The organism is Kribbella sp. CA-294648 (genome assembly GCF_050943845.1).
GTDB lineage: Bacteria > Actinomycetota > Actinomycetes > Propionibacteriales > Kribbellaceae > Kribbella.
Genome location: NZ_CP191981.1, coordinates 5,222,027 through 5,239,405, shown reverse-complemented (window position 1 = coordinate 5,239,405; position 17,379 = coordinate 5,222,027). Strand labels below are relative to the sequence as shown.

Here is a 17,379-nt window from a genome sequence, read left to right as displayed (position 1 = left end):
TCTAGTGGGCGCCGCCGCTGTGGTGCCGGGCCACGCGGGCCCGGTTGCCGCAGGGCGGGCCGCACCATGCCTGGTTCGTCCGGCGCCGGAAGAAGAGCCCACCACAGCCAGGCGCGTCACAGAGGGCGAGGTCCGTCCGTTGAGCGGCCAGTACGTCGCGTACTTCGCCGGCCAGTTTCGCCAGCAGCAGCGTGAAGGGTGCCGGTGAACCGACAGGCCGGGCGACGGGTGAGCCGGTCGCCTCGTCCAGCACCACTACCTCCGGGCAACTGAGCAGTGCCTCGTTGAGAGTCCGTACATCGCCGGCTTGCCGCTTGCCATGACCCGCGGCGGCTCGCAACAGCCGGAGGGACGCGTCGCGAAGGTGCAGGAACGCCTGGACGTCGTCGTCGGTGACAGTCGACGGGCGAGGGGCCGGAAGCGCCGCCGCGTCCAGCCAGGAGTTCAGAGCGTCGGGCGATGTCACCAGTTCGTGCTCGGTCCAGCCGCGCCGCAGGACGGTGTTCGCGAAGTCGAGCGCGGGGTTGCCGTCCAGCCACTCCCAGGTCAGCTCGATGCCCATACTCGCCAGCTTAAGGCAACACGCTAACGGTTTGAAGGTGTGAAAGCATTACTTTAGCGTCGGAGGATGGACAACTCTCGTGGCCGGCTGGTGGCTCTGTGCACAGTTCAGTTCGTCGACGTGATGGGCGTGACGGTGGTCGTGTCCGCCCTGCCGCGGATGCTGGCCGAGCTGGACGGGTCCGCGGCTCAGGCGGGTCTGCTGGTGCCCGTCTACGCGGTCGGCTTCAGCAGTCTGCTGCTCCTGGCCGCCCGGCTCGGTGATCGCTACGGACATCGCCGCCTGCTGATTGTGGGGCTGGTGGTCTTCGCTGCCGGGTCCGTAGTCGCTGCTGTCGCTCCGACGATGGCAGTACTGGTGGCTGGGCGGGCGATCCAGGGCGCAGCCGCGGCGATGTCGGTACCGAACGCGCTGGTATTGCTGACAAGAGCTACCGAGACCCAGACCGCCCGCGATCGTGCTCTCGGCGCTTGGAATGCCTGCGGCGGTCTGGCCGGTGCGGCCGGGTTGCTGGTCGGTGGCCTGACCACCTCGGCTGTGAGTTGGCGGGCGATCTTCTGGGGGAATCTGGTGGTCACCGCAGGCCTCATCGCAGTGCTGCTGCGAGTGATCGAGCGGGACCGGTCGCCGCGGCAGCCGTCGCCTGGCTTCGACCCGCGCTCGGTGCTGCTGCAGGTGGTAGCGGTCGCGGCGGTTGTTGCCGCTGCCAATGCCGCCGCGAAGCCCTGGCCTGTCCCGTTCGCGCTCGGGCTGGCCGGCGTACTGGCGGTGATCCTGCTAGTGGTTCGCGAGCGCAGTACGACGTCACCGCTGGTGCCGCCGAGTCTGTGGCGGCGGACCTTCGTGGCTGGGCTGGCGGGGTCGTTCGGCATCACGGCCACGACCAGCGCGCTCGTGGTCGTCGGCACCCTCTACCTGCAGGAGACCAAGGGCTTCAGCCCAGCAGCGGCCGGCTTGATGATCCTGCCGTTCAGCGTGGCCGTTGTCCTCGCGGCAGCGCTGGCAGGACGGCTGCTGCCTCGTGTGGGTGCCCGGCTCATGCTGACTGTCGGGCTGCTGCTGATCCTCGCGGGCGCGGCTGCCATGGTGTTCTGGTCCGCCACCACGACACTGCTGATCGGGCTCGCTCTGGCCGGGTTGGGCAACGGGATGGGAGCCGTAGCGGCGTACGGGCTCGGTACTGCGGTGCCGGCCGACCAGCAAGGCAGCGCGGCGGGACTGCTCAACACAGCGGCCCAGCTCGGTACCGCGACGATGGTCGCGATCACCATCGCGGTGGCCGGCCGGGAGTACGGGCTGGACTACACGGCCGGCTGGCTGACTGTCGCCGGTACTGCGCTGATCGTGATGGCCGGCGTCGGCTGGGGGACCCGGCCCCGGCTTCGACAGGCCCGACTTCCGAAGGCGGCTTTTCGAATCCGCGCGGGCGGGAACCGGGGGAACGAGGACACGATGAGGAGATGTGAGATCGATGGTCATGGCCCAGTCCATCCGCAACGCGAGCGAACCGTGGACGGAGGATGACCTCGCCGAACTCGCGGAGCTGGCGGTCGGCAACATCCCGCCGTGCGTGATCGGCCTGCGACTCGGACGACCTGAGGCAGCTGTCCGCGCGAAGGCGGCCGAGGCCGGCATCACGCTGCAGCCCGACTACCGGCCGCCGTACGGGACCTGAGCCGGATGTCCGAGCGCGCCGAGCGGATCGACTTCTACCGCCGGTACATCGACTGCTGCAACCAGCATCGGTTCGAGGAACTCGGAGAGTTCGTCGCGGAGGACGTCCGGGGTGGCGATGGCAAGGAAGGGCTGGAAAGCTACATCGCGGGCTGCCAGGCGGTGGTCGACGCGTTTCCGGACTACCACTGGGATCTGCAGCAGGTGCTGGTCGACGGCGACTGGCTCGCCGCTCGCCTGGTCGACACCGGCACCCACTCCGGGACCTTCCGCGGTGTGCCCGCGACCGGAAGGGTGATCACGGTCCAGGAGCTGGCGATCTACCGGCTGGAGAATGGACGCATCGCCGAGGGCTGGGGAGACCTCGGCTCCGCAGTACGAGACCTCCTCACCAACGGCGAGTAGACAGGTTTTGGGGAATGCACAGGAGCCGGGTCAGTACGTTCTTGATCGATGTGCCGAAGGATCGCGCCGGGGAGTCCGAGGCGTTCTGGGCGGAGGCGCTGGGGGTGAGCACCGAGCCGGAGCCGGGGGAGCCGCAGTACGTCGTACTGAAGGACGCACTGCCCGGGTTCGTGACGGCGATCCAGGCGGTGGACGACGAGCCGCGGTATCACCTCGACATCGAGACCGACGACGTCCCCGCCGAGGTCGCGCGCCTGGTCGGTCTCGGCGCCGTGGAGGTGTCCAGCTGGCAAGGCTGCCACACGTTGCGCGCGCCTGGCGGCCACCTGCTCTGCGTCATCCCGCTCCACAGCAGCCGCGACGAGTTCGAGGCCGCCGCCAGGACGTGGGCCTGACACGCACAAGTTCGGGTTTCGCGGGCCGCAGGCGGGTACAGGGGTGCCGACAGTCCAGCAGCGACTCGCCTCCCCGGTCGGGAGGCGCGAGAGGAGCAAGCGATGAGCGACACCATCGAGTCGGTCGACGTCGAGGCGCCGATCACCGCCGTCTACAACCAGTGGACCCAGTTCGAGACCTTCCCGCAGTTCATGGAAGGGGTCGAGGAGGTCAGGCAGCTCGACCCGACGCACACGCACTGGAAGACCAACATCGCCGGGGTGAAGCGGGAGTTCGACGCCACCATCACCGAGCAGCACCCCGAAGAGCGAGTGGCCTGGAAGTCGGACACGGAGCCGCGGCACGCCGGTGTGGTCACCTTCCACCGGCTGGACGACACCAAGACGCGGGTGACCGCTCAGATGGACTTCGAGCCGGAGGGTCTGGCCGAGCAGGTCGGGGACAAGGCCGGTGTGGTCAGCCGCCGGGTCAAGGGCGACCTCAAGCGCTTCAAGGAGTTCATCGAAGAGCGCGGTACGTCGACCGGCGCCTGGCGTGGTGACGTCGAGCGTCCGGACGCAAGCCGATGACCGCTGTCCTGCTCACCGGCGCCGGCAGTGGCATCGGGGCCGCCACGGCCCTGCGGCTGGACCGGGCCGGGATCCGCGTGTTCGCCGCGGTCCATGACGCGGCGGACGGCGAGATCCTGGCCCGCGGCGCCTCGCCCGCTCTGTCGGTGCACACCGTGGACGTGACGGATCGCGCTTCGGTCGAGGCGCTGGCCGAGGCGGTGTCGTCGCAGCTCGGCGCGGAGCCGTTGACCGCCGTGGTCAACGTGGCGGGGGAGGGGATCGCGGGACCACTCGAGCTGCTGCCGATCGAGAGCCTCCGGCATCAGCTGGAGGTCAACGTGGTCGGGCCGGTCTCGGTCACCCAGTGTGTGTTGCCGCTGCTCCGGCGTGGCCGGGGCGGCCGGGTCGTCTTCGTCGGCTCGATGGGTGGGCTGGTCGCGGTGCAGTTCGCCGGCGCGTACCACGCCTCGAAGTACGCGATCGAGGCGATCGGTGACGCGTGGCGCCAGGAGTTGGCCCCGGACGGGATCTTTGTGTCGATCGTCGAGCCGGGTCCGGTCGCGACGCCGTTGTGGGCGAAGGCCGTCGAGACGCTGGACCGGTTGCCGGCCAGCAAGCGGTACGCCGAACGGATCGATGCCGTCCGGGAGACGCTGCGGAAGGCCTCGAAGAACAGCCCGAACGCGGACAAGACCGCGGCGGCGATCCAGCACGCGGTCGTCGCCGAGAAGCCCCGGACCCGTTATCCGGTCGGGGTGGCGGCGATGGTCGTCCCGAAGGTGCGCCGGCTGGTGCCCGACCGGCTGTTCGACAAGGCAGCGCAGCAGGCGACGACGAAGGGCGCCAAGGACGAGTGACCGCGGAACCGGGGCCCCGGCCGTCGTCCGGGTCTCAGCATCGGCGCAGCGTGGTGCAGGGTTGCCGGCACCTGGCATGGTGGAGCTCTTGGGACCGACGTCGGAGGGGGCGGGTGAACGAGATCGACAACGAGACCTCCGAACCACGGAAAGCGAGCGAAGCCGTCGAGCACCGCGACACGAGCGAGCCGACGGCTGCGCAATCGCGTGGCGGAGACGAGGCGACGACCGGGGAGCGGCCTGGCCGCAGGGTGCCTGCGTTGCCGCCGGGGGAGATTGTGCTGTCCACCGCGGGGGAGACCGTGACGGTGACCGTTGCGGGGACCATCGACGTGCGGTTGGTGGTCGCTCTGCGCAAGGTGTTGCTGGAGGCCGGCAATCTGGCGCCGGCCACCCTGCGTCTGCATCTGCTCATCTCGGTGGACGGCGCCGAACTGGTCGCGCGAATCGTCCGCGAGACCCAGGCCCGGCTACTCTCCGCCCGCCCGCGCTTCCTGGTCGCCACACCTGACCCGGCCGTGCTCAGACTCCTCCGCGGCGCCCGGATCAGCGCCGAACTCCAGCCCGCCCCGGGCTGAGAGCCGGCTGAACCGAATCAGGGACGGCTTCAGAGGAACGCGCGGAGGCTGCGGACGAGGTCGGCCGGGTTGCGCTCGGCGACGTGGTGGGTCGAGTCGATCCCGTGCCCGGTCACCGACGGCGCCCACGGATGCCAGACCTCGCACGGATCGCCGTACAGCTGCTCGATGTCGTCTTTGGTCGACCACAGCACCAGCGTCGGGCAAGTGATCTGCCGCCCCGCCGCGCGGTCCTCTTCATCGGCCCGCCGGTCCGGCCCGAGCCCGGCGCGATAGTCCTCGAGCATCGCGTGCACGGTGGCCGGGTCGCGGATCGCGGCCAGGAAGTCGGCGTGGTTCTCGGGGCCGAGCTGCTCGGGTGAGTTCTCGGTCCAGGCGCGGTACCAGGTCTCCGGATCCGCGCAGATGATCCGCTCGGCCGGGTTCTCGTCCTGGGCGAAGAAGAACCAGTGCCACCACTCGGTCGCGAACCGGGTGTCGCACCGTTCGAGGTGCTCGACGATCGGGATGCCGTCCAGGACCACGAGCTTGCTGACCCGGTCCGGGTGCTCCATCGCGGTCCGGTAGGCGACCAGCGAGCCGCGGTCGTGCCCGGCGACCGCGAACTCGTCGTGGCCGAGCGCCGTCATCAGCTGGGCGATGTCGGCCGCCATCGCGTGCTTCGAGTACGGCGTGTGCTCCTCGTCCGTCACCGGTTTGCTCGACTGGCCGTAGCCGCGGAGATCCGGGCAGACGACCGTGAACGTGTCCGCCAACGCGGGTGCCACCTGGTACCAGGTGGTGTGGGTCCGCGGATGGCCGTGCAGGAGAACCAGTGGCGGTCCCGAGCCGCCGTGCCGCACGCGCAGTACTGCGTCTCCGGCCTCGATCCGGTCGAGCTCGAAACCTTCGAACATCAGCCGGCGGTCAGGCGTGCTCGCCGTCGAGGAGCTCGTGGAGTTCCGCGACGGCCTTGGCGATGTCGTCATAGTCGTTCTGGGCGGCCCGGGACTCGGCGCTGATCACCCCGCAGCGGTGCACCTTGCGGAAGTCGCCGTACGGGAACTTGTAGTGGCCCTTGGTCTCTTCACCCATCTCGGTGTCGATGCCGAGATACCACCGGCTGTATTCCTTCCAGCCGTGCTGGTCCAGGTAGGAGTTCTCGTCGTCCGCGCTCGGTGCGTGCTCGCTCCAGTCGTCCCGGTCGTCCATCACCACCTTCTTCTTCCGCGCGAGGCTCTTCGCGTGGTCGAAAGCGGTCCGGTTCAACTTCACGGTCATCGTGCTCGAACTCCTCGCGGTCTGGGGGTCAGGGCCGCTCGTCCGGCCGGTCCTCCCGGCCGGAGCGAGCCTCGGCACCGGTCGTTCCGGTGTCCGCCTCGTCACCGGCGACCCGGCCGACGAACTCGTCGTTCGCACCGGTACCGGTGGTGGCCGGCGTGTCGCCGGCCGGGTCACCGCCTTCGGCCCTCGTCATCGCGGTGGACGTGTCCGCCGGCGCGTCCGACTCGTTCAGCCGGTGCGACATCCGCCAGCGCCGAAGGCGTTCCACAATGGACATGGCGACTACTTTCCGGCCTTCTCCTGGAGCTTCTGCTGCAGCTCGTCCTTGCTGAGCGAGGAGGTGCCGGACAGGTCGGCGTTGCGGGCCTGCTGGAGCAGCTCCTGGCGGGTGATGTCCTCGGGCTGGTCGCCGAGGTGCTGCTTGCGGCTGGCCGCGAACGCCTCGCCGAGCTGCTGCCGGCGTTCCTCGCTCAGGTTGGCGCGCATCCCCGGCAGGACCTTGGTCTCCTCCTCCTCGACGTGGTGGCTGACCGCGTCGATGAGGTTCTGCAGCACCTTCTCGAACTGCGCCGAGGTGGGGTCGGTGGCGGCGAGCTTCGCGAGCAGTTGGTCGGCCTCGACGTGTTCCTCCTGGCTGTGCGCGACCTCGTCCGCCTCGTCGGCCTCGGAAGCGGCGACCGGGTACACCTCGGACTCCTCGGCGCGGCTGTGCGCCGACAACAAGGTGGTCAGCACCGGCACCAGGCCTTCGCGCTTCTCGGGGTTGTCCTTCAGCTCGTCGAACAGCCGCTCGACCTCCCGGTGGTCCTGCATGATCAGATCGACGACATCGGCAGCCATGCCACTATCCCTTTCTCTCCGGTTCGCCCTTGTCCAGGGCGGTTTCGCGCGGCCGGTACCCGGCCCGAAACGGAGATCCGCTCACACTGGTGGCGCGGGGGAAGACCCGGCCCATGGTCCTCGCCGCACTTCGCCGACGCGCGCCACCAGGGAGCAAGCCGAACCACCTGTTCCCAGGTTTAAACCTGCTGAAACCATTGCGATTCGCCTACGTCCGGATGACAGCTTCGTCCGTGTTGTTGCCCAGCCCCCAACACGGGTACCTGAAGAACACTGAGCCGTCAGGAGGTGCGCCATGCGGGTAGCGGACCGGTACCAACTCGAGGCTGTCATCGGGCAGGGCGGGATGGGCGAAGTCTGGCGCGCCACCGACGAGGTGCTCACCCGGCGGGTCGCGGTCAAACTGCTCAAGCACGGCAGTACGGACCCCGAAGCCGCCGAACGGTTCCATCGCGAGGCGCAGGCGGCCGCGGTGGTGAACAATCCTCATGTCGTCGACGTGCACGACTTCGGGCCGCACGAGCAGAGCTTCTACCTGGTGATGGAACTGGTCGTCGGCCAGACCCTGGCGGCGACGCTCCAGCAGGACGGCCCGATGACGCCGCGGGCGGCCGCGCTGGTCATCGCGCAAGCGGCGGAAGGCCTGTCGGCGGCGCACCGCGAAGGCGTGATCCACCGCGACATCAAGCCCAGCAACCTGCTGGTGGCCGGCGACGGCACGCTCAAGATCGCCGACTTCGGCATCGCCTGCTTCGTGAGCGACCGCTCCAGCGACGACACCCCGGACGGATGTGTCCTCGGCACCAGCTTCTACGTGGCCCCCGAGGTGGCCCGGGCCGAACCGGTCGGGCCCGCATCCGACATCTACTCCCTCGGCTGCGTCCTGTACCAGTTGCTGACCGGCGACCCACCCTTCGTCGCCGACACCCCCACCGGCGTACTACGCCAGCACCTGGTCGCCGTTCCGGTCCGGCCGGCCTGCGTGGACAGCGGCTTCCGGCACTACCTCATGCGGATGCTCGCCAAGAGCCCAGCCGACCGGCCCGACGCGGAAGAGGTCGCCGCCTGGTGCCGAGACACCTACGAGACCACCCCCGAGACCCACATCGACGAGGCTCCTCACCCTCTCGATCCCACCCAACTCGCGGTGACCGAAGCCCTGGCCGGCCAGCCTTAGCGCCGACGGTCCCTACCGGACTCCTGAGCCAGGGCCGAACGCGCGGTTTCTCCGCCGCGGACCGGGGGCACCGAGAGCAGAAGAAGCCGCAGAGTCCAGGGAGTTCGCATGGCTGATCACGAAGCGTCGACGACGGTGGATGTTGCCCCGAACATCCTCTTCGACTACCTCGCGGACATCGAGCATCTCCCCGAGTACCTGCCCCGGCTGACCGACGTCCACCGGACCGGCCCGCGACCCGACGAAGCGCAAGGGATGGAAGCAAGGCAGCCCGGCGAGCCGGTGCACGAGGAGGTCGAGGTGACTGCCGTCGTACCGACCGGTGGCTCGGGAGAGCAGGAGCAGCACAGCTCGGCGACGATCGATGTCATCGAGGAGAACCGCAAGCTCCGCTGGGCAGCGCCGGGCGAATCCGAGTACCACGGCGAGCTGGACGTCGACTTCGTCTCGGACGGGACGTCGAAGCTCACCGTCCGGCTGCACACCGGCCACGATGCCGACCCGGCCGTCGACGAAGAACTGCGCCACTCCCTCGAAGGCATCAAGACCACCCTCGAGCAACGCCCCAACACCGGCGACACCCCACAGGCCTGATGGCGACAACGTTGTCGCAATTGCCGGCCAACCGATGCTCTCCGGAGCCAGGATGCGGGCGCATACTGGCTGTACCTGGTCGGACCCCGCCGGCCCCGGTGGAGGGCCGAGCAGTGGACGTGCAGGAGCTGATCGAGGTGGTCAGCGAGGTCGCGTCCGCGCTGCAACTGCCGATGGATCTCGAACCGACGCTGGAGCGAATCACCCACGCCGCCGTTGACGCGCTGCCCGGGATCGACCATGCCAGCATCTCGGTGACCACCCGGGGCGGCCGGATCGAGACGCTGGCCCCGACCGACGAGATCGCGATCCGGGCCGACGAACTGCAGTACGAGTTGCGGGAAGGACCTTGTTACCAGGCCGCGCTCAGCGAGCCGGTGGTGCAGGTCGACGACCTGTCCTGTGATCCGCGCTGGCCGGACTACGGACCGAAGGCGGCCGCCTCGTTCGGGCTGAGGTCGCAGCTGGCGTTCCAGTTCTGCGCCGAACCGCACGCCCGCGGGGCGCTGAACCTGTACGCGAACAAGCCCCACGAGATCACGCCCGACACCCGGATGCTGGGTGCGCTGTTCGCCCGGCTGGCCGCGGTCGCGCTGGGCTGGGGCCGGCAGGACGAGTCCCTCACCCACGCCCTGGTCACCCGCGAGCGGATCGGCCAGGCGGTGGGCATCGTGATGGAACGCTACAAGCTGGACCCGGACCGGGCGTTCGCGTTCCTGGTCCGGGTCTCGCAGACGGGCAACATCAAGCTGCACGACGTCGCCACCGGCCTGATTGCCGAGGCCGCCGCCAAAGCCGAGTAGCCGCCTGCTAAACCGCAGGTCCGTTCAGCCGCACGAGGCGCACGCCGCCCGCTTCTACCTTGAGCGATTCGCCCTGCTCGCCGGAGAGCAGGTCCGTGCCGCCGGCCGCCAGATCGGCCGGCTTCGTGCCGTGGTTGATCGCGATCAAATAGTCGGCGCCCGCACCGTGCCGTCGTACCAGCTCCAGATCCTCCGGCCCGTCGCCGCGCTTCAACCCCGCATCGGCATAGGCGCCGTCCAGTACTACGGACAGTTGGTCGGCATCCAGTCGCGTGGAGACGTACCAAGCCGACCCGTCACCCAACTGGTTGCGGGTGATCGCGGGTTTCCCGGCGGCAGGCCCGTCCTCGAACGCGGCCACCACCTCCGCGCCCGCGAGCGCGATGTCGTCGGTCCACACGTCCCCGACGATGCCGTCCAGCGTCAGCGCGACCTTCTCGCCGGCGCGCAGCGGCAGGAACTCCTCGACGGTCAGCCCGAGCACGTCGCGCAGCGGCGCGACGAACCCACCGGCATGGACGGCGTCGTGTTCGTCGACGATCGCCGAGAAGTAGGAGACGACGAGCGTCCCGCCGCCCTCCACGAACCGCCGCAGATTGTCGGCGGCTTTTTGCGTGAGGAGATAGGAGGCCGGGGCAACGACCAGCTTGTACGCCGACAGGTCCGCCTCGGGATGGGCGAAGTCGACCGTCAGCTGATCACGCCAGAGCCGGTCGTAGTACGCGTTGATCCGCTCCCGGTGCGACAGGTCCTCACTCGGCCGCCACTCGAGATCCTGAGCCCAGAACGACTCCCAGTCCCACAGGATCGCCACCTCGGCCCGTACTTCGGAGCCGAGAACCTCGTCGAGGCCGCGCAGCCCCTGCCCGAGCGAGCGGACCTCCGACCAGACCCGGCTGGAAGTCCCGGCGTGCGGCAGCATCGCCGAGTGGAACTTCTCCGCGCCCGACCGGGACGCCCGCCATTGGAAGAACATCACCGCATCCGCGCCCCGGCCGAGGTGGCTGAAGGAGTTGCGGGCCAGTTCACCCGATCGCTTGGCCACGTTGCGGGGCTGCCAGTTGACGCCGGAGGTCGAGTGCTCCATCAGCATCCAGGGCTTGCCCTGGGCAATGGATCGGGTCAGGTCCGCGGACAGCGCCAGGCCGACCTGGTTGCGCGGGTCCTCGGCGATCAGATAGTGGTCGTTGGCAACGATATCGACCTCGTCGACCCACTTCCACAGGTCGACCGACGGGCAGGTGCCGGCCATGAAGTTCGTGGTGATCGGGACGTTCGGGCACTCGGCCCGGATCGCGTCCCGCTCGGCGACGAAGCACTGCAGCAAGGCGTCCGAGCTGTAGCGAGCGAAGTCCAGCCGCTGTGCAGGGTTCACGACACTGGCCGAGACCGCCGGAACCGAGACGTGCTCCCACTCGTGGTAGCGCTGCCCCCAGAAGGCCGTGCCCCAGGCACTGTTCAGCTCATCAAGCGATTCATACCGCTCCCGCAGCCAGCCGCGAAACGCCGCAGCGCTGGCGGGGGAGTAGCACTCGGCCACGGGCGCGCCGTACTCGTTGTGCACATGCCAGACGGCCAGCGCCGGGTGACTGCCGTAGCGCTTCGCCAGCACCCGCGCGATCGACGTACTGGCTTCCCGGTACGCCGCTGAGCTCGGGCTGGCCATGCCGCGCGAGCCGAAGCCCAGCGTGGCGCCGTCCCGCGATACGACCCGGGCCTCGGGGTGCTCGTGGAAGAACCAGGCCGGCGGGGACGCGGTCGGCGTACCGAGGCTGATTCGGATCCCCGCGGAGTGCAGCAGCTCGAACAGGCGGTCCATCCAGCCGAAGTCGTACTCGCCCCGGCGCGGCTCGATCAGCGCCCAGGAGAAGATCCCGATACTCACCAGGTTCACCCCGGCCTGACGCATCAGCTCGATGTCCTCGGCCCAGGTCTCCTCCGGCCACTGCTCGGGGTTGTAGTCACCGCCGTAGCTGATCGCGGACACCCCGGGAAGCCACCCTGTCGAACCCACACTTGCTCCCTTGCTCTGTGCACGATCCCAACTCGTGCGGCAAGTGTAGGTCAGCCGCGAGGCTGTGAACGTGCACAACCTCGCGGGTCAGCTGACCGCTATCGGACACCCAGCAGGTGCTCCATCGCCAACTGGTCGAGCCGCTCGAACCCGAGCCCACGCTGCGCCAGAGCATCCGCGTCGTACGTCGCCTTGCGCAGCTCCTCCAGCGTTTCGCCTTCACCCAGGGTCGGCTGGGCAAGCTCGGCCACCCGGGCCTCGGCCACTGCTTCGGCGACCTCGGGGTCGGCGCGGAACGCCTGGACCTTCTCGCGAAGGATCAGGTAGTTGCGCATACAAGCCCGCGCGGTCTCCCAGACACCCTCGACGTCTTCGGTGCGCGGCGGCTTGTAGTCGAAGTGCACGTACCCGTCATAACCAGGATTGCCCTGCAGCACATCGACGGTCCAGAACGCCTCCCGAAGGTTCCCCGCGCCGAAGCGCAGGTCCTGGTCGAACCGAGGCCCGTGCTGACCGTTCAGGTCGATGTGGAACAGCTTGCCGTGCCAGATCGCCTGCGCGATCCCGTGCGCATAGTTCAGTCCTGCCATCTGCTCATGCCCGATCTCGGGGTTGATCCCGACCAGCTCGGGGTGCTCGAGATCGTTGATGAACGCGATCGCGTGCCCGATCGTCGGCAACAAGATGTCACCGCGCGGCTCGTTCGGCTTCGGCTCCAACGCGAACCGGATGTCATAGCCCTGCTCACGCACATAGTTGCAGAGCAGGTCCATCGACTCCTTGTACCGATCGAGTGCGGCGTGCACGTCCTTCGAGCCACCCGACTCAGCACCCTCGCGGCCACCCCACAACACATACGTCTTCGCGCCCAGCTCGGCGGCGAGATCGACATTGCGCAGGATCTTGGCCAGCGCGTACCGACGTACGTCGCGGTCGTTGGCCGTCAAGCCACCGTCCTTGAAGACCGGGTGGCTGAACAGGTTCGTGGTGGCCATCTCGACCACCATGTCGTGGTCGGCGAGCGCCTTGGAGAAACGGGTCAGCGTCTGCTGGCGGGTCGCGTCATCAGGCACCAGGTCATCGTCGTGGAACGACACCGCCGCCGCACCCAACTCGGCCAGCTTCTCCACCGTGTGCACCGGATCGAGCGGCGCGCGAACCGCAGTACCGAAAACGTCGACACCTTCCCACCCCACGGTCCACAGCCCGAAGGAGAACTTGTCACTCTTGGCCGGCGTATAGGACGTCATTCAGGCAACTCCAGGTCTGAGGAGATCGGATCGAAGGTGAGGGCTTCCAGGCCGAGACCGCCGGCCGAGAAGACCACGTACAAGGTGCCCGAGGCCCGCGGAGCCTTGAGCTCGGAGCGAACGTCGAGCCAGCTGTGCCGCGCTCCGGTCGGTACTACGTCGAAGCGGGTGAGCAACTCGCCGTGCAGCGGATCGTCGAGCCGCAACTCGATGGAGCCGGCCGCGGCGCCGTCGTTCGAAACCCGGGCCGTGCAGGCGAACTGCCCGGCTTCGAGCTCGACATCGTCGAAGGCAAGCCAGGCACCGGGGTCGAGAGAGCGAGCGGCTTCGCCCTGGTCGGCGGTCACCGGCATCAGGGTGATCGCGCAGTACTGGTCGAAGTTGATGGCCCGCAGGGGAGTGCTGGCGAGTTGGCGGGCGGGGATCCGTTCGCCTGTCACGTCGACGGTCGCCGTCAGGCGCGCATCGGTGCAGGAGCGGCCGATCAGGATGCTGTGCCGCGCGGTTTCGACGCACGGGCGATCCCGGGTGACGTCCCAGAAGGCCAGGTCGGCCGCGGCCAGGGTCAGCTCGACCTGCTTGCTCTCGCCCGGTTCCAGCGAGAGTCGCTGGAAGCCGCGCAGCTGCCGGAGCGGCTGCTTCACTCGCGACCGCTGCTGATGCGTGTAGAGCTGCACGATCTCCTGGCCCGCGCGGCTGCCTGTGTTGGTGACGGTGCAACTGATGTGCAGCTCACCGTCGGCCGGCATCGATGTGGCGCTCAGGCTGAGGTCGGAGTAGGTGAAGTTCGTGTAGCTGAGGCCGTGGCCAAACGGATACAGGGGAGTGCCGCGGTAGTAGAGGTAGGTCGCGTCGGTAGCGACGATGTCGTAGTCGAGGAGATCGGGCAGATCCGCAGCCGAGCGGTACCAGGTCTGCGGCAGCCGCCCGGCAGGATCGCAGTCGCCGAACAGGACGTCCGCCAGCGCGTGTCCGTACTCCTGGCCGCCGTGAGCGGACCACAGCAGTGCCGGGAGGTTCTGGTGTTCCCAGCAGACCGAGAAGGGGTAGCTGCTGCTCATCACGAGCACGGTGCGGGAGTTGGCGCCGTGGACCGCGCGAACGAGCCGCTCCTGCGCCGCCGGCAGGTCGAGCTCGGCACGGTCCTCGGTCTCCCGGCCGTTGACGAGCGGATGGTTGCCGACTACAACGATCGCGACGTCGGCGCGGGCCGCTGCCGCCGCGCTGCTGGCGGCTCCGTCGACGACGGTCTCCACGTCGAAGGGTGCTGCCTGGGCACGATCAGCCAGCATCACGGCACCGTCCACCACTTGGAGGAAGAGCCCGGTGCTGAGCTGCCGGATCAGGGTGGTTCCCTCGGGCGTCCGGATCAGCTGGAAGGTCTGCTTGACCTCCCAGCCGTTCGGACCGGGCTGGTCGGCGACGAGCGTGCCGTCGTCCATGACAGTCAGGTGACGGCCGTTGGTCACCGAACGCAGGGCCCAGGCGTCGCCGCCCCAGTCGAAGAGGTCGAACCAGGCGTCCTCGTCGGCCCCGTCCGCCGAGGCATGCAGCTGACCATCAACGCCGACGGTCAGCCGCACACCGGTTCCGGCCACCCGCACAGCGATGCGATCCACACCTTCGCAGTACTCCACCCGCTCCGCGCCGAGCCGCTCGACGATGCCGTCGAGCGCGGTCACGCGGTAGGGCAGCGTCCCGGAGTACCAGTCCTCGAACAAGGTGTTCGCGAGCGGTCCGATCACGGCGACCAGGCCGGTCGACCCGGCATCCAGCGGCAGCACCTGGCACTCGTTCTTCAGCAGTACTACGGACTGCCGGGCGGCCTCGAGGGCGAGCTCGCGATGCGCGGGGCAGTTCACCAGATCGGGAGGAAGGGAGCGGTAGGGGTCGACTTCCGCCGGATCGAGTTCGCCCAGCCGGCAGCGGATCGCGATCGCCCGCCGCGCGGCCGTGTCGATGTCGGCCTCGGTGAGCAGACCTTGCTCGAGCGCCGCTTCGAGATGACGGGTCGACGGACCGGCGTCAGCGTCGTCCTGGGTGAAGCTGTCGACCCCGGCCAGCACCGCGGCGGCGTACGAGGACGGGCCGTCCGGGTAGTAGCGCTGCGGCTCCACCAGGTTCGCCGGGGCGCCCGCGTCGCTGACCACCAGGATCTCGTCCGTCGTCCAGCCGCGCACCACCTCGTTGATGAGTGGGCTGAGGTGCGCCGGGCGGCCGTTCACCAGGTTGTACGACGGCATCATCGCGACCGCGGCACCGGCCTGGAAGGGCGCGCGGAACGCGGGCAGCTCGTACTCGTGCAGGACCCGCGGCGGCATGTTGCTCGACGTCTCGCAGCGGTCGGTCTCGTTGTTGTAGGCGAGGAAGTGCTTGAGGGTCGGCGCGGTCTTCAGATAGCCCGCCTGGTCGCCGATCAGGCCGCGGCCGTAGGCGATGGCGATCACGCCGGTCAGCCACGGGTCCTCGGAGTAACCCTCCTCGTTCCGGCCCCAGCGCGGGTCGCGGAGCGGGTTGACCACCGGCGCCCAGACGTTCAGGCCGGCGCCGGCCGGATCCTTCTGGTGGAACACCCGGACCTCGTCGCTGACCGCGTCGCCGACGGCCTGGACCAGCTCGGGATTCCACGTCGTGGCCAGACCGACTGCCTGCGGGAAGACCGTGGCGGGCCCGAGCCAAGCGAGGCCGTGCAGTGCCTCGGTGCCGGTCCGGAAGGAGGCGAGTCCGAGCCGCGGAACCGCTGCCTGGTGCTGGTGCAGGAGACCGAGCTTCTCCGGCAAGGTGAGCCGGGCCAGCAGGTCGTCGATCCGTTCGTCGAGGACGCGGGCCGGATCGCGGAACGGGGGAGTGGCGGGGGTGTTCATCGAATCGGACTCCGCTGCTGGCTCGGGGAGGAGGCTCGAAGCGCTTCGACCAAAGACCGGGAAAGGGGCCGGACGATCATCAATCGAAGCGCTTCGACGACAGGGGCAGAAAAAACCGTCTCGGCTCATGACGACCGTGTTACGACGGAGTGACTCAGAGGTTCGCATCCTCTGTGCGACTGGTCAAGACCTGACCGCGATCACCGGGCGGAGGGCAGCCGCCCGGCGTCGAGCCGATCGAGGGAGCGGGCGACCGCTCCGATCGGGGTCCCGTCGTGACCGAAGGTGGAGGCCAGGATGGCGCAACCGCCCGCATCCGGGGCCAGCGCGCGCTCGCGCAGCTCGTTCTGGGCCGAGGGGATCAGCCACTCGGCGAGCAGCGCGTACGAGCCGCCCAGCAGGACCGCGCTCGGGTTCAGCACGTTCGCCAGCACCGAGATGCCCTGCCCGAGGTGGAAGCCGACGTCGGTGAGGATCTTGATCACCTCGGTGTCGTTCGCCTGGGCACGGCGGATCACCTGCTCCAGCCGGACCTGTGGATCGGGGTCACCGGGGCCGTCCGGGTCGACCCTGGCCAGGATCGCCGGAATACCGGCCAGCGCCTCGAGACAGCCACGCCGGCCACACCCGCACAGCGGCCCGTCCGGCACGACCTGGAGATGGCCGACCTCGCCGACGTACCCGAGGTTGCCGCGGAGCAGGCGTCCGTCGCAGATGATCCCGGCGCCGATGCCGGAGTCGCCGCTGAGGTGGATGAGGTTGGAACTGCCGGCGTGCGGCCCGTAGCGATGCTCGGCCAGGACGCCGAGGTTGGCGTCGTTGTCGACCATCACGGGGAGATCAGGCCGGCCGAGCGCCTGGATCAGGTCGGCGCGCAGGGGAACGTCACGCCACCCGAGACCGGCGGCCAGCACGACCGCGCCTTCCCGGTTCACCAGACCGGGCACACCCACGGTCAGCCCGAGAGCCTGCCGGCCTGAGGATTCGACGGTCGCCAGCGCGCGCCGGGCCAACGCGGCCAGGGCGGCAACCGTCTTGGCCGGACTGGCGTCGGCGCCTGGACCCGCCCGGTGCCAGCGCAGCAGTTGACCACCGGCTGAGTCGTAGGCGAAGGCGCTCAAACCGCGGGCGCTGACCTCCAGCCCGATCGCGGCGTACGCCGAGCCGTCCAGGACCAGCAAGGTGGCCGGCCGGCCGACATGGTTCTGGGTCTGCTGCGTCTCGCGGACCAGCTGCCGATCGATCAGATCGGCGACGATGCTCGTGACAGTGGCCTTGTTCAAGCCGGTCCCGGCCGCGATCGCGGCGCGCGAGCAGGGCGCCTCGCGCCGGAGGTAGCCCAGCACGGCAGCCAGGTTGGTGGCGCGGACGTCGGTATGGTCCGCGGTCTGTGTGATCAAGGTCCGTCCTGTCGACTCGTTCGCCGTCGCGATGTGGCTGCTTCAGTTCTACACCTTGTGGAGCAATCCGGCGTGAGCTAATTTGTTTGGCTACTAGCCCAACTAATACTACCCCGGAACGGGCCTCCGTTCCCAGTGCGAGAGGGATCTC

Annotated in this window: 19 protein-coding genes; 10 read left to right on the top strand and 9 right to left on the bottom strand. The window is 69.0% G+C overall.

The genetic code is table 11. The features are described from left to right. Position 1: 1 nt before the first annotated feature. Complete coding sequence (locus tag ACQPYM_RS24860) at positions 2 to 562, bottom strand: CGNR zinc finger domain-containing protein (protein ID WP_433004350.1); 561 nt, start codon at positions 560 to 562, stop codon at positions 2 to 4. A gap of 66 nt (positions 563 to 628) precedes the next feature. On the opposite strand from ACQPYM_RS24860, the gene ACQPYM_RS24855 reads away from it, so the two are divergent. The 7 genes from ACQPYM_RS24855 (at position 629) to ACQPYM_RS24825 (ending at position 5,023) form a co-directional block, all read left to right on the top strand. Further along, positions 629 to 2,086, top strand: coding sequence for an MFS transporter (locus tag ACQPYM_RS24855; RefSeq protein ID WP_433004347.1), 1,458 nt, complete (start codon positions 629 to 631; stop codon positions 2,084 to 2,086). Further along, the gene (locus ACQPYM_RS24850; RefSeq protein WP_433004344.1) at positions 2,040 to 2,237 is read left to right on the top strand and encodes a hypothetical protein; all 198 of its coding nucleotides are present in this window, start codon (positions 2,040 to 2,042) and stop codon (positions 2,235 to 2,237) included. Before ACQPYM_RS24855 ends, ACQPYM_RS24850 begins: the two co-directional genes overlap by 47 nt. A gap of 5 nt (positions 2,238 to 2,242) precedes the next feature. Continuing rightward, positions 2,243 to 2,641, top strand: coding sequence for an ester cyclase (locus tag ACQPYM_RS24845; RefSeq protein WP_433004341.1), 399 nt, complete (start codon positions 2,243 to 2,245; stop codon positions 2,639 to 2,641). Positions 2,642 to 2,655: 14 nt separating this feature from the next. After that, the gene (locus ACQPYM_RS24840; RefSeq protein WP_433004339.1) at positions 2,656 to 3,036 is read left to right on the top strand and encodes a VOC family protein; all 381 of its coding nucleotides are present in this window, start codon (positions 2,656 to 2,658) and stop codon (positions 3,034 to 3,036) included. A 102-nt stretch (positions 3,037 to 3,138) separates the two neighbouring features. Continuing rightward, positions 3,139 to 3,606, top strand: coding sequence for an SRPBCC family protein (locus ACQPYM_RS24835; RefSeq protein ID WP_433004336.1), 468 nt, complete (start codon positions 3,139 to 3,141; stop codon positions 3,604 to 3,606). After that, positions 3,603 to 4,445: an SDR family NAD(P)-dependent oxidoreductase gene (locus ACQPYM_RS24830; RefSeq protein ID WP_433004333.1), complete on the top strand. Its 843-nt coding sequence runs from the start codon at positions 3,603 to 3,605 to the stop codon at positions 4,443 to 4,445. Before ACQPYM_RS24835 ends, ACQPYM_RS24830 begins: the two co-directional genes overlap by 4 nt. 113 nt (positions 4,446 to 4,558) lie before the next feature. Then, on the top strand, positions 4,559 to 5,023 hold the full coding sequence (locus ACQPYM_RS24825) for a hypothetical protein (RefSeq protein ID WP_433004330.1): 465 nt from the start codon (positions 4,559 to 4,561) through the stop codon (positions 5,021 to 5,023). Between the two features lie 29 nt (positions 5,024 to 5,052). On the opposite strand, the gene ACQPYM_RS24820 is transcribed toward ACQPYM_RS24825, so the two are convergent. From ACQPYM_RS24820 to ACQPYM_RS24805, 4 genes are read right to left on the bottom strand one after another with little or no spacing between them, the layout of a single operon-like run. Next, the gene (locus tag ACQPYM_RS24820) at positions 5,053 to 5,919 is read right to left on the bottom strand and encodes an alpha/beta fold hydrolase (RefSeq protein ID WP_433004327.1); all 867 of its coding nucleotides are present in this window, start codon (positions 5,917 to 5,919) and stop codon (positions 5,053 to 5,055) included. Between the two features lie 10 nt (positions 5,920 to 5,929). After that, positions 5,930 to 6,283, bottom strand: coding sequence for a hypothetical protein (locus ACQPYM_RS24815; protein WP_433004325.1), 354 nt, complete (start codon positions 6,281 to 6,283; stop codon positions 5,930 to 5,932). Between the two features lie 28 nt (positions 6,284 to 6,311). Beyond that, positions 6,312 to 6,563 (bottom strand): hypothetical protein, encoded by a 252-nt coding sequence (locus ACQPYM_RS24810; protein ID WP_433004322.1) that lies wholly within the window; start codon positions 6,561 to 6,563, stop codon positions 6,312 to 6,314. A 5-nt stretch (positions 6,564 to 6,568) separates the two neighbouring features. Further along, on the bottom strand, positions 6,569 to 7,126 hold the full coding sequence (locus ACQPYM_RS24805) for a hemerythrin domain-containing protein (protein WP_433004319.1): 558 nt from the start codon (positions 7,124 to 7,126) through the stop codon (positions 6,569 to 6,571). Positions 7,127 to 7,421: 295 nt separating this feature from the next. On the opposite strand from ACQPYM_RS24805, the gene ACQPYM_RS24800 reads away from it, so the two are divergent. The 3 genes from ACQPYM_RS24800 to ACQPYM_RS24790 all read left to right on the top strand — a co-directional run bounded on the left by ACQPYM_RS24800 (position 7,422) and on the right by ACQPYM_RS24790 (position 9,700). Then, positions 7,422 to 8,303 (top strand): serine/threonine-protein kinase, encoded by an 882-nt coding sequence (locus ACQPYM_RS24800; RefSeq protein ID WP_433004316.1) that lies wholly within the window; start codon positions 7,422 to 7,424, stop codon positions 8,301 to 8,303. Positions 8,304 to 8,411: 108 nt separating this feature from the next. Next, on the top strand, positions 8,412 to 8,897 hold the full coding sequence (locus ACQPYM_RS24795) for an SRPBCC family protein (protein WP_433004313.1): 486 nt from the start codon (positions 8,412 to 8,414) through the stop codon (positions 8,895 to 8,897). Positions 8,898 to 9,016: 119 nt separating this feature from the next. Further along, positions 9,017 to 9,700: a GAF and ANTAR domain-containing protein gene (locus ACQPYM_RS24790; protein WP_433004310.1), complete on the top strand. Its 684-nt coding sequence runs from the start codon at positions 9,017 to 9,019 to the stop codon at positions 9,698 to 9,700. A gap of 7 nt (positions 9,701 to 9,707) precedes the next feature. Here the strand turns inward: ACQPYM_RS24790 and ACQPYM_RS24785 are convergent, their stop codons facing one another. The 4 genes from ACQPYM_RS24785 to ACQPYM_RS24770 form a co-directional block, all read right to left on the bottom strand. Further along, on the bottom strand, positions 9,708 to 11,714 hold the full coding sequence (locus tag ACQPYM_RS24785; RefSeq protein ID WP_433004307.1) for a beta-galactosidase: 2,007 nt from the start codon (positions 11,712 to 11,714) through the stop codon (positions 9,708 to 9,710). Positions 11,715 to 11,812: 98 nt separating this feature from the next. Then, positions 11,813 to 12,964: a xylose isomerase gene (gene xylA / locus ACQPYM_RS24780; RefSeq protein WP_433004304.1), complete on the bottom strand. Its 1,152-nt coding sequence runs from the start codon at positions 12,962 to 12,964 to the stop codon at positions 11,813 to 11,815. Then, complete coding sequence (locus tag ACQPYM_RS24775) at positions 12,961 to 15,828, bottom strand: glycoside hydrolase family 3 C-terminal domain-containing protein (RefSeq protein ID WP_433004301.1); 2,868 nt, start codon at positions 15,826 to 15,828, stop codon at positions 12,961 to 12,963. Before ACQPYM_RS24775 ends, xylA begins: the two co-directional genes overlap by 4 nt. 200 nt (positions 15,829 to 16,028) lie before the next feature. Next, positions 16,029 to 17,228, bottom strand: a complete 1,200-nt coding sequence (locus ACQPYM_RS24770; RefSeq protein ID WP_433004298.1) for an ROK family protein — start codon at positions 17,226 to 17,228, stop codon at positions 16,029 to 16,031. Between the last annotated feature and the right edge of the window lie 151 nt (positions 17,229 to 17,379).

Coding starts and splice junctions, on each gene's coding strand:
- ACQPYM_RS24860 (WP_433004350.1), bottom strand. CDS start 562: ATGGGCATCGAGCTGACCTGGGAGTGGCTGGACGGCAACCCCGCGCTC.
- ACQPYM_RS24820 (WP_433004327.1), bottom strand. CDS start 5,919: ATGTTCGAAGGTTTCGAGCTCGACCGGATCGAGGCCGGAGACGCAGTA.
- ACQPYM_RS24795 (WP_433004313.1), top strand. CDS start 8,412: ATGGCTGATCACGAAGCGTCGACGACGGTGGATGTTGCCCCGAACATC.
- ACQPYM_RS24815 (WP_433004325.1), bottom strand. CDS start 6,283: ATGACCGTGAAGTTGAACCGGACCGCTTTCGACCACGCGAAGAGCCTC.
- ACQPYM_RS24830 (WP_433004333.1), top strand. CDS start 3,603: ATGACCGCTGTCCTGCTCACCGGCGCCGGCAGTGGCATCGGGGCCGCC.
- xylA (WP_433004304.1), bottom strand. CDS start 12,964: ATGACGTCCTATACGCCGGCCAAGAGTGACAAGTTCTCCTTCGGGCTG.
- ACQPYM_RS24800 (WP_433004316.1), top strand. CDS start 7,422: ATGCGGGTAGCGGACCGGTACCAACTCGAGGCTGTCATCGGGCAGGGC.
- ACQPYM_RS24850 (WP_433004344.1), top strand. CDS start 2,040: ATGGCCCAGTCCATCCGCAACGCGAGCGAACCGTGGACGGAGGATGAC.
- ACQPYM_RS24835 (WP_433004336.1), top strand. CDS start 3,139: ATGAGCGACACCATCGAGTCGGTCGACGTCGAGGCGCCGATCACCGCC.
- ACQPYM_RS24840 (WP_433004339.1), top strand. CDS start 2,656: ATGCACAGGAGCCGGGTCAGTACGTTCTTGATCGATGTGCCGAAGGAT.
- ACQPYM_RS24805 (WP_433004319.1), bottom strand. CDS start 7,126: ATGGCTGCCGATGTCGTCGATCTGATCATGCAGGACCACCGGGAGGTC.
- ACQPYM_RS24855 (WP_433004347.1), top strand. CDS start 629: ATGGACAACTCTCGTGGCCGGCTGGTGGCTCTGTGCACAGTTCAGTTC.
- ACQPYM_RS24775 (WP_433004301.1), bottom strand. CDS start 15,828: ATGAACACCCCCGCCACTCCCCCGTTCCGCGATCCGGCCCGCGTCCTC.
- ACQPYM_RS24810 (WP_433004322.1), bottom strand. CDS start 6,563: ATGTCCATTGTGGAACGCCTTCGGCGCTGGCGGATGTCGCACCGGCTG.
- ACQPYM_RS24845 (WP_433004341.1), top strand. CDS start 2,243: ATGTCCGAGCGCGCCGAGCGGATCGACTTCTACCGCCGGTACATCGAC.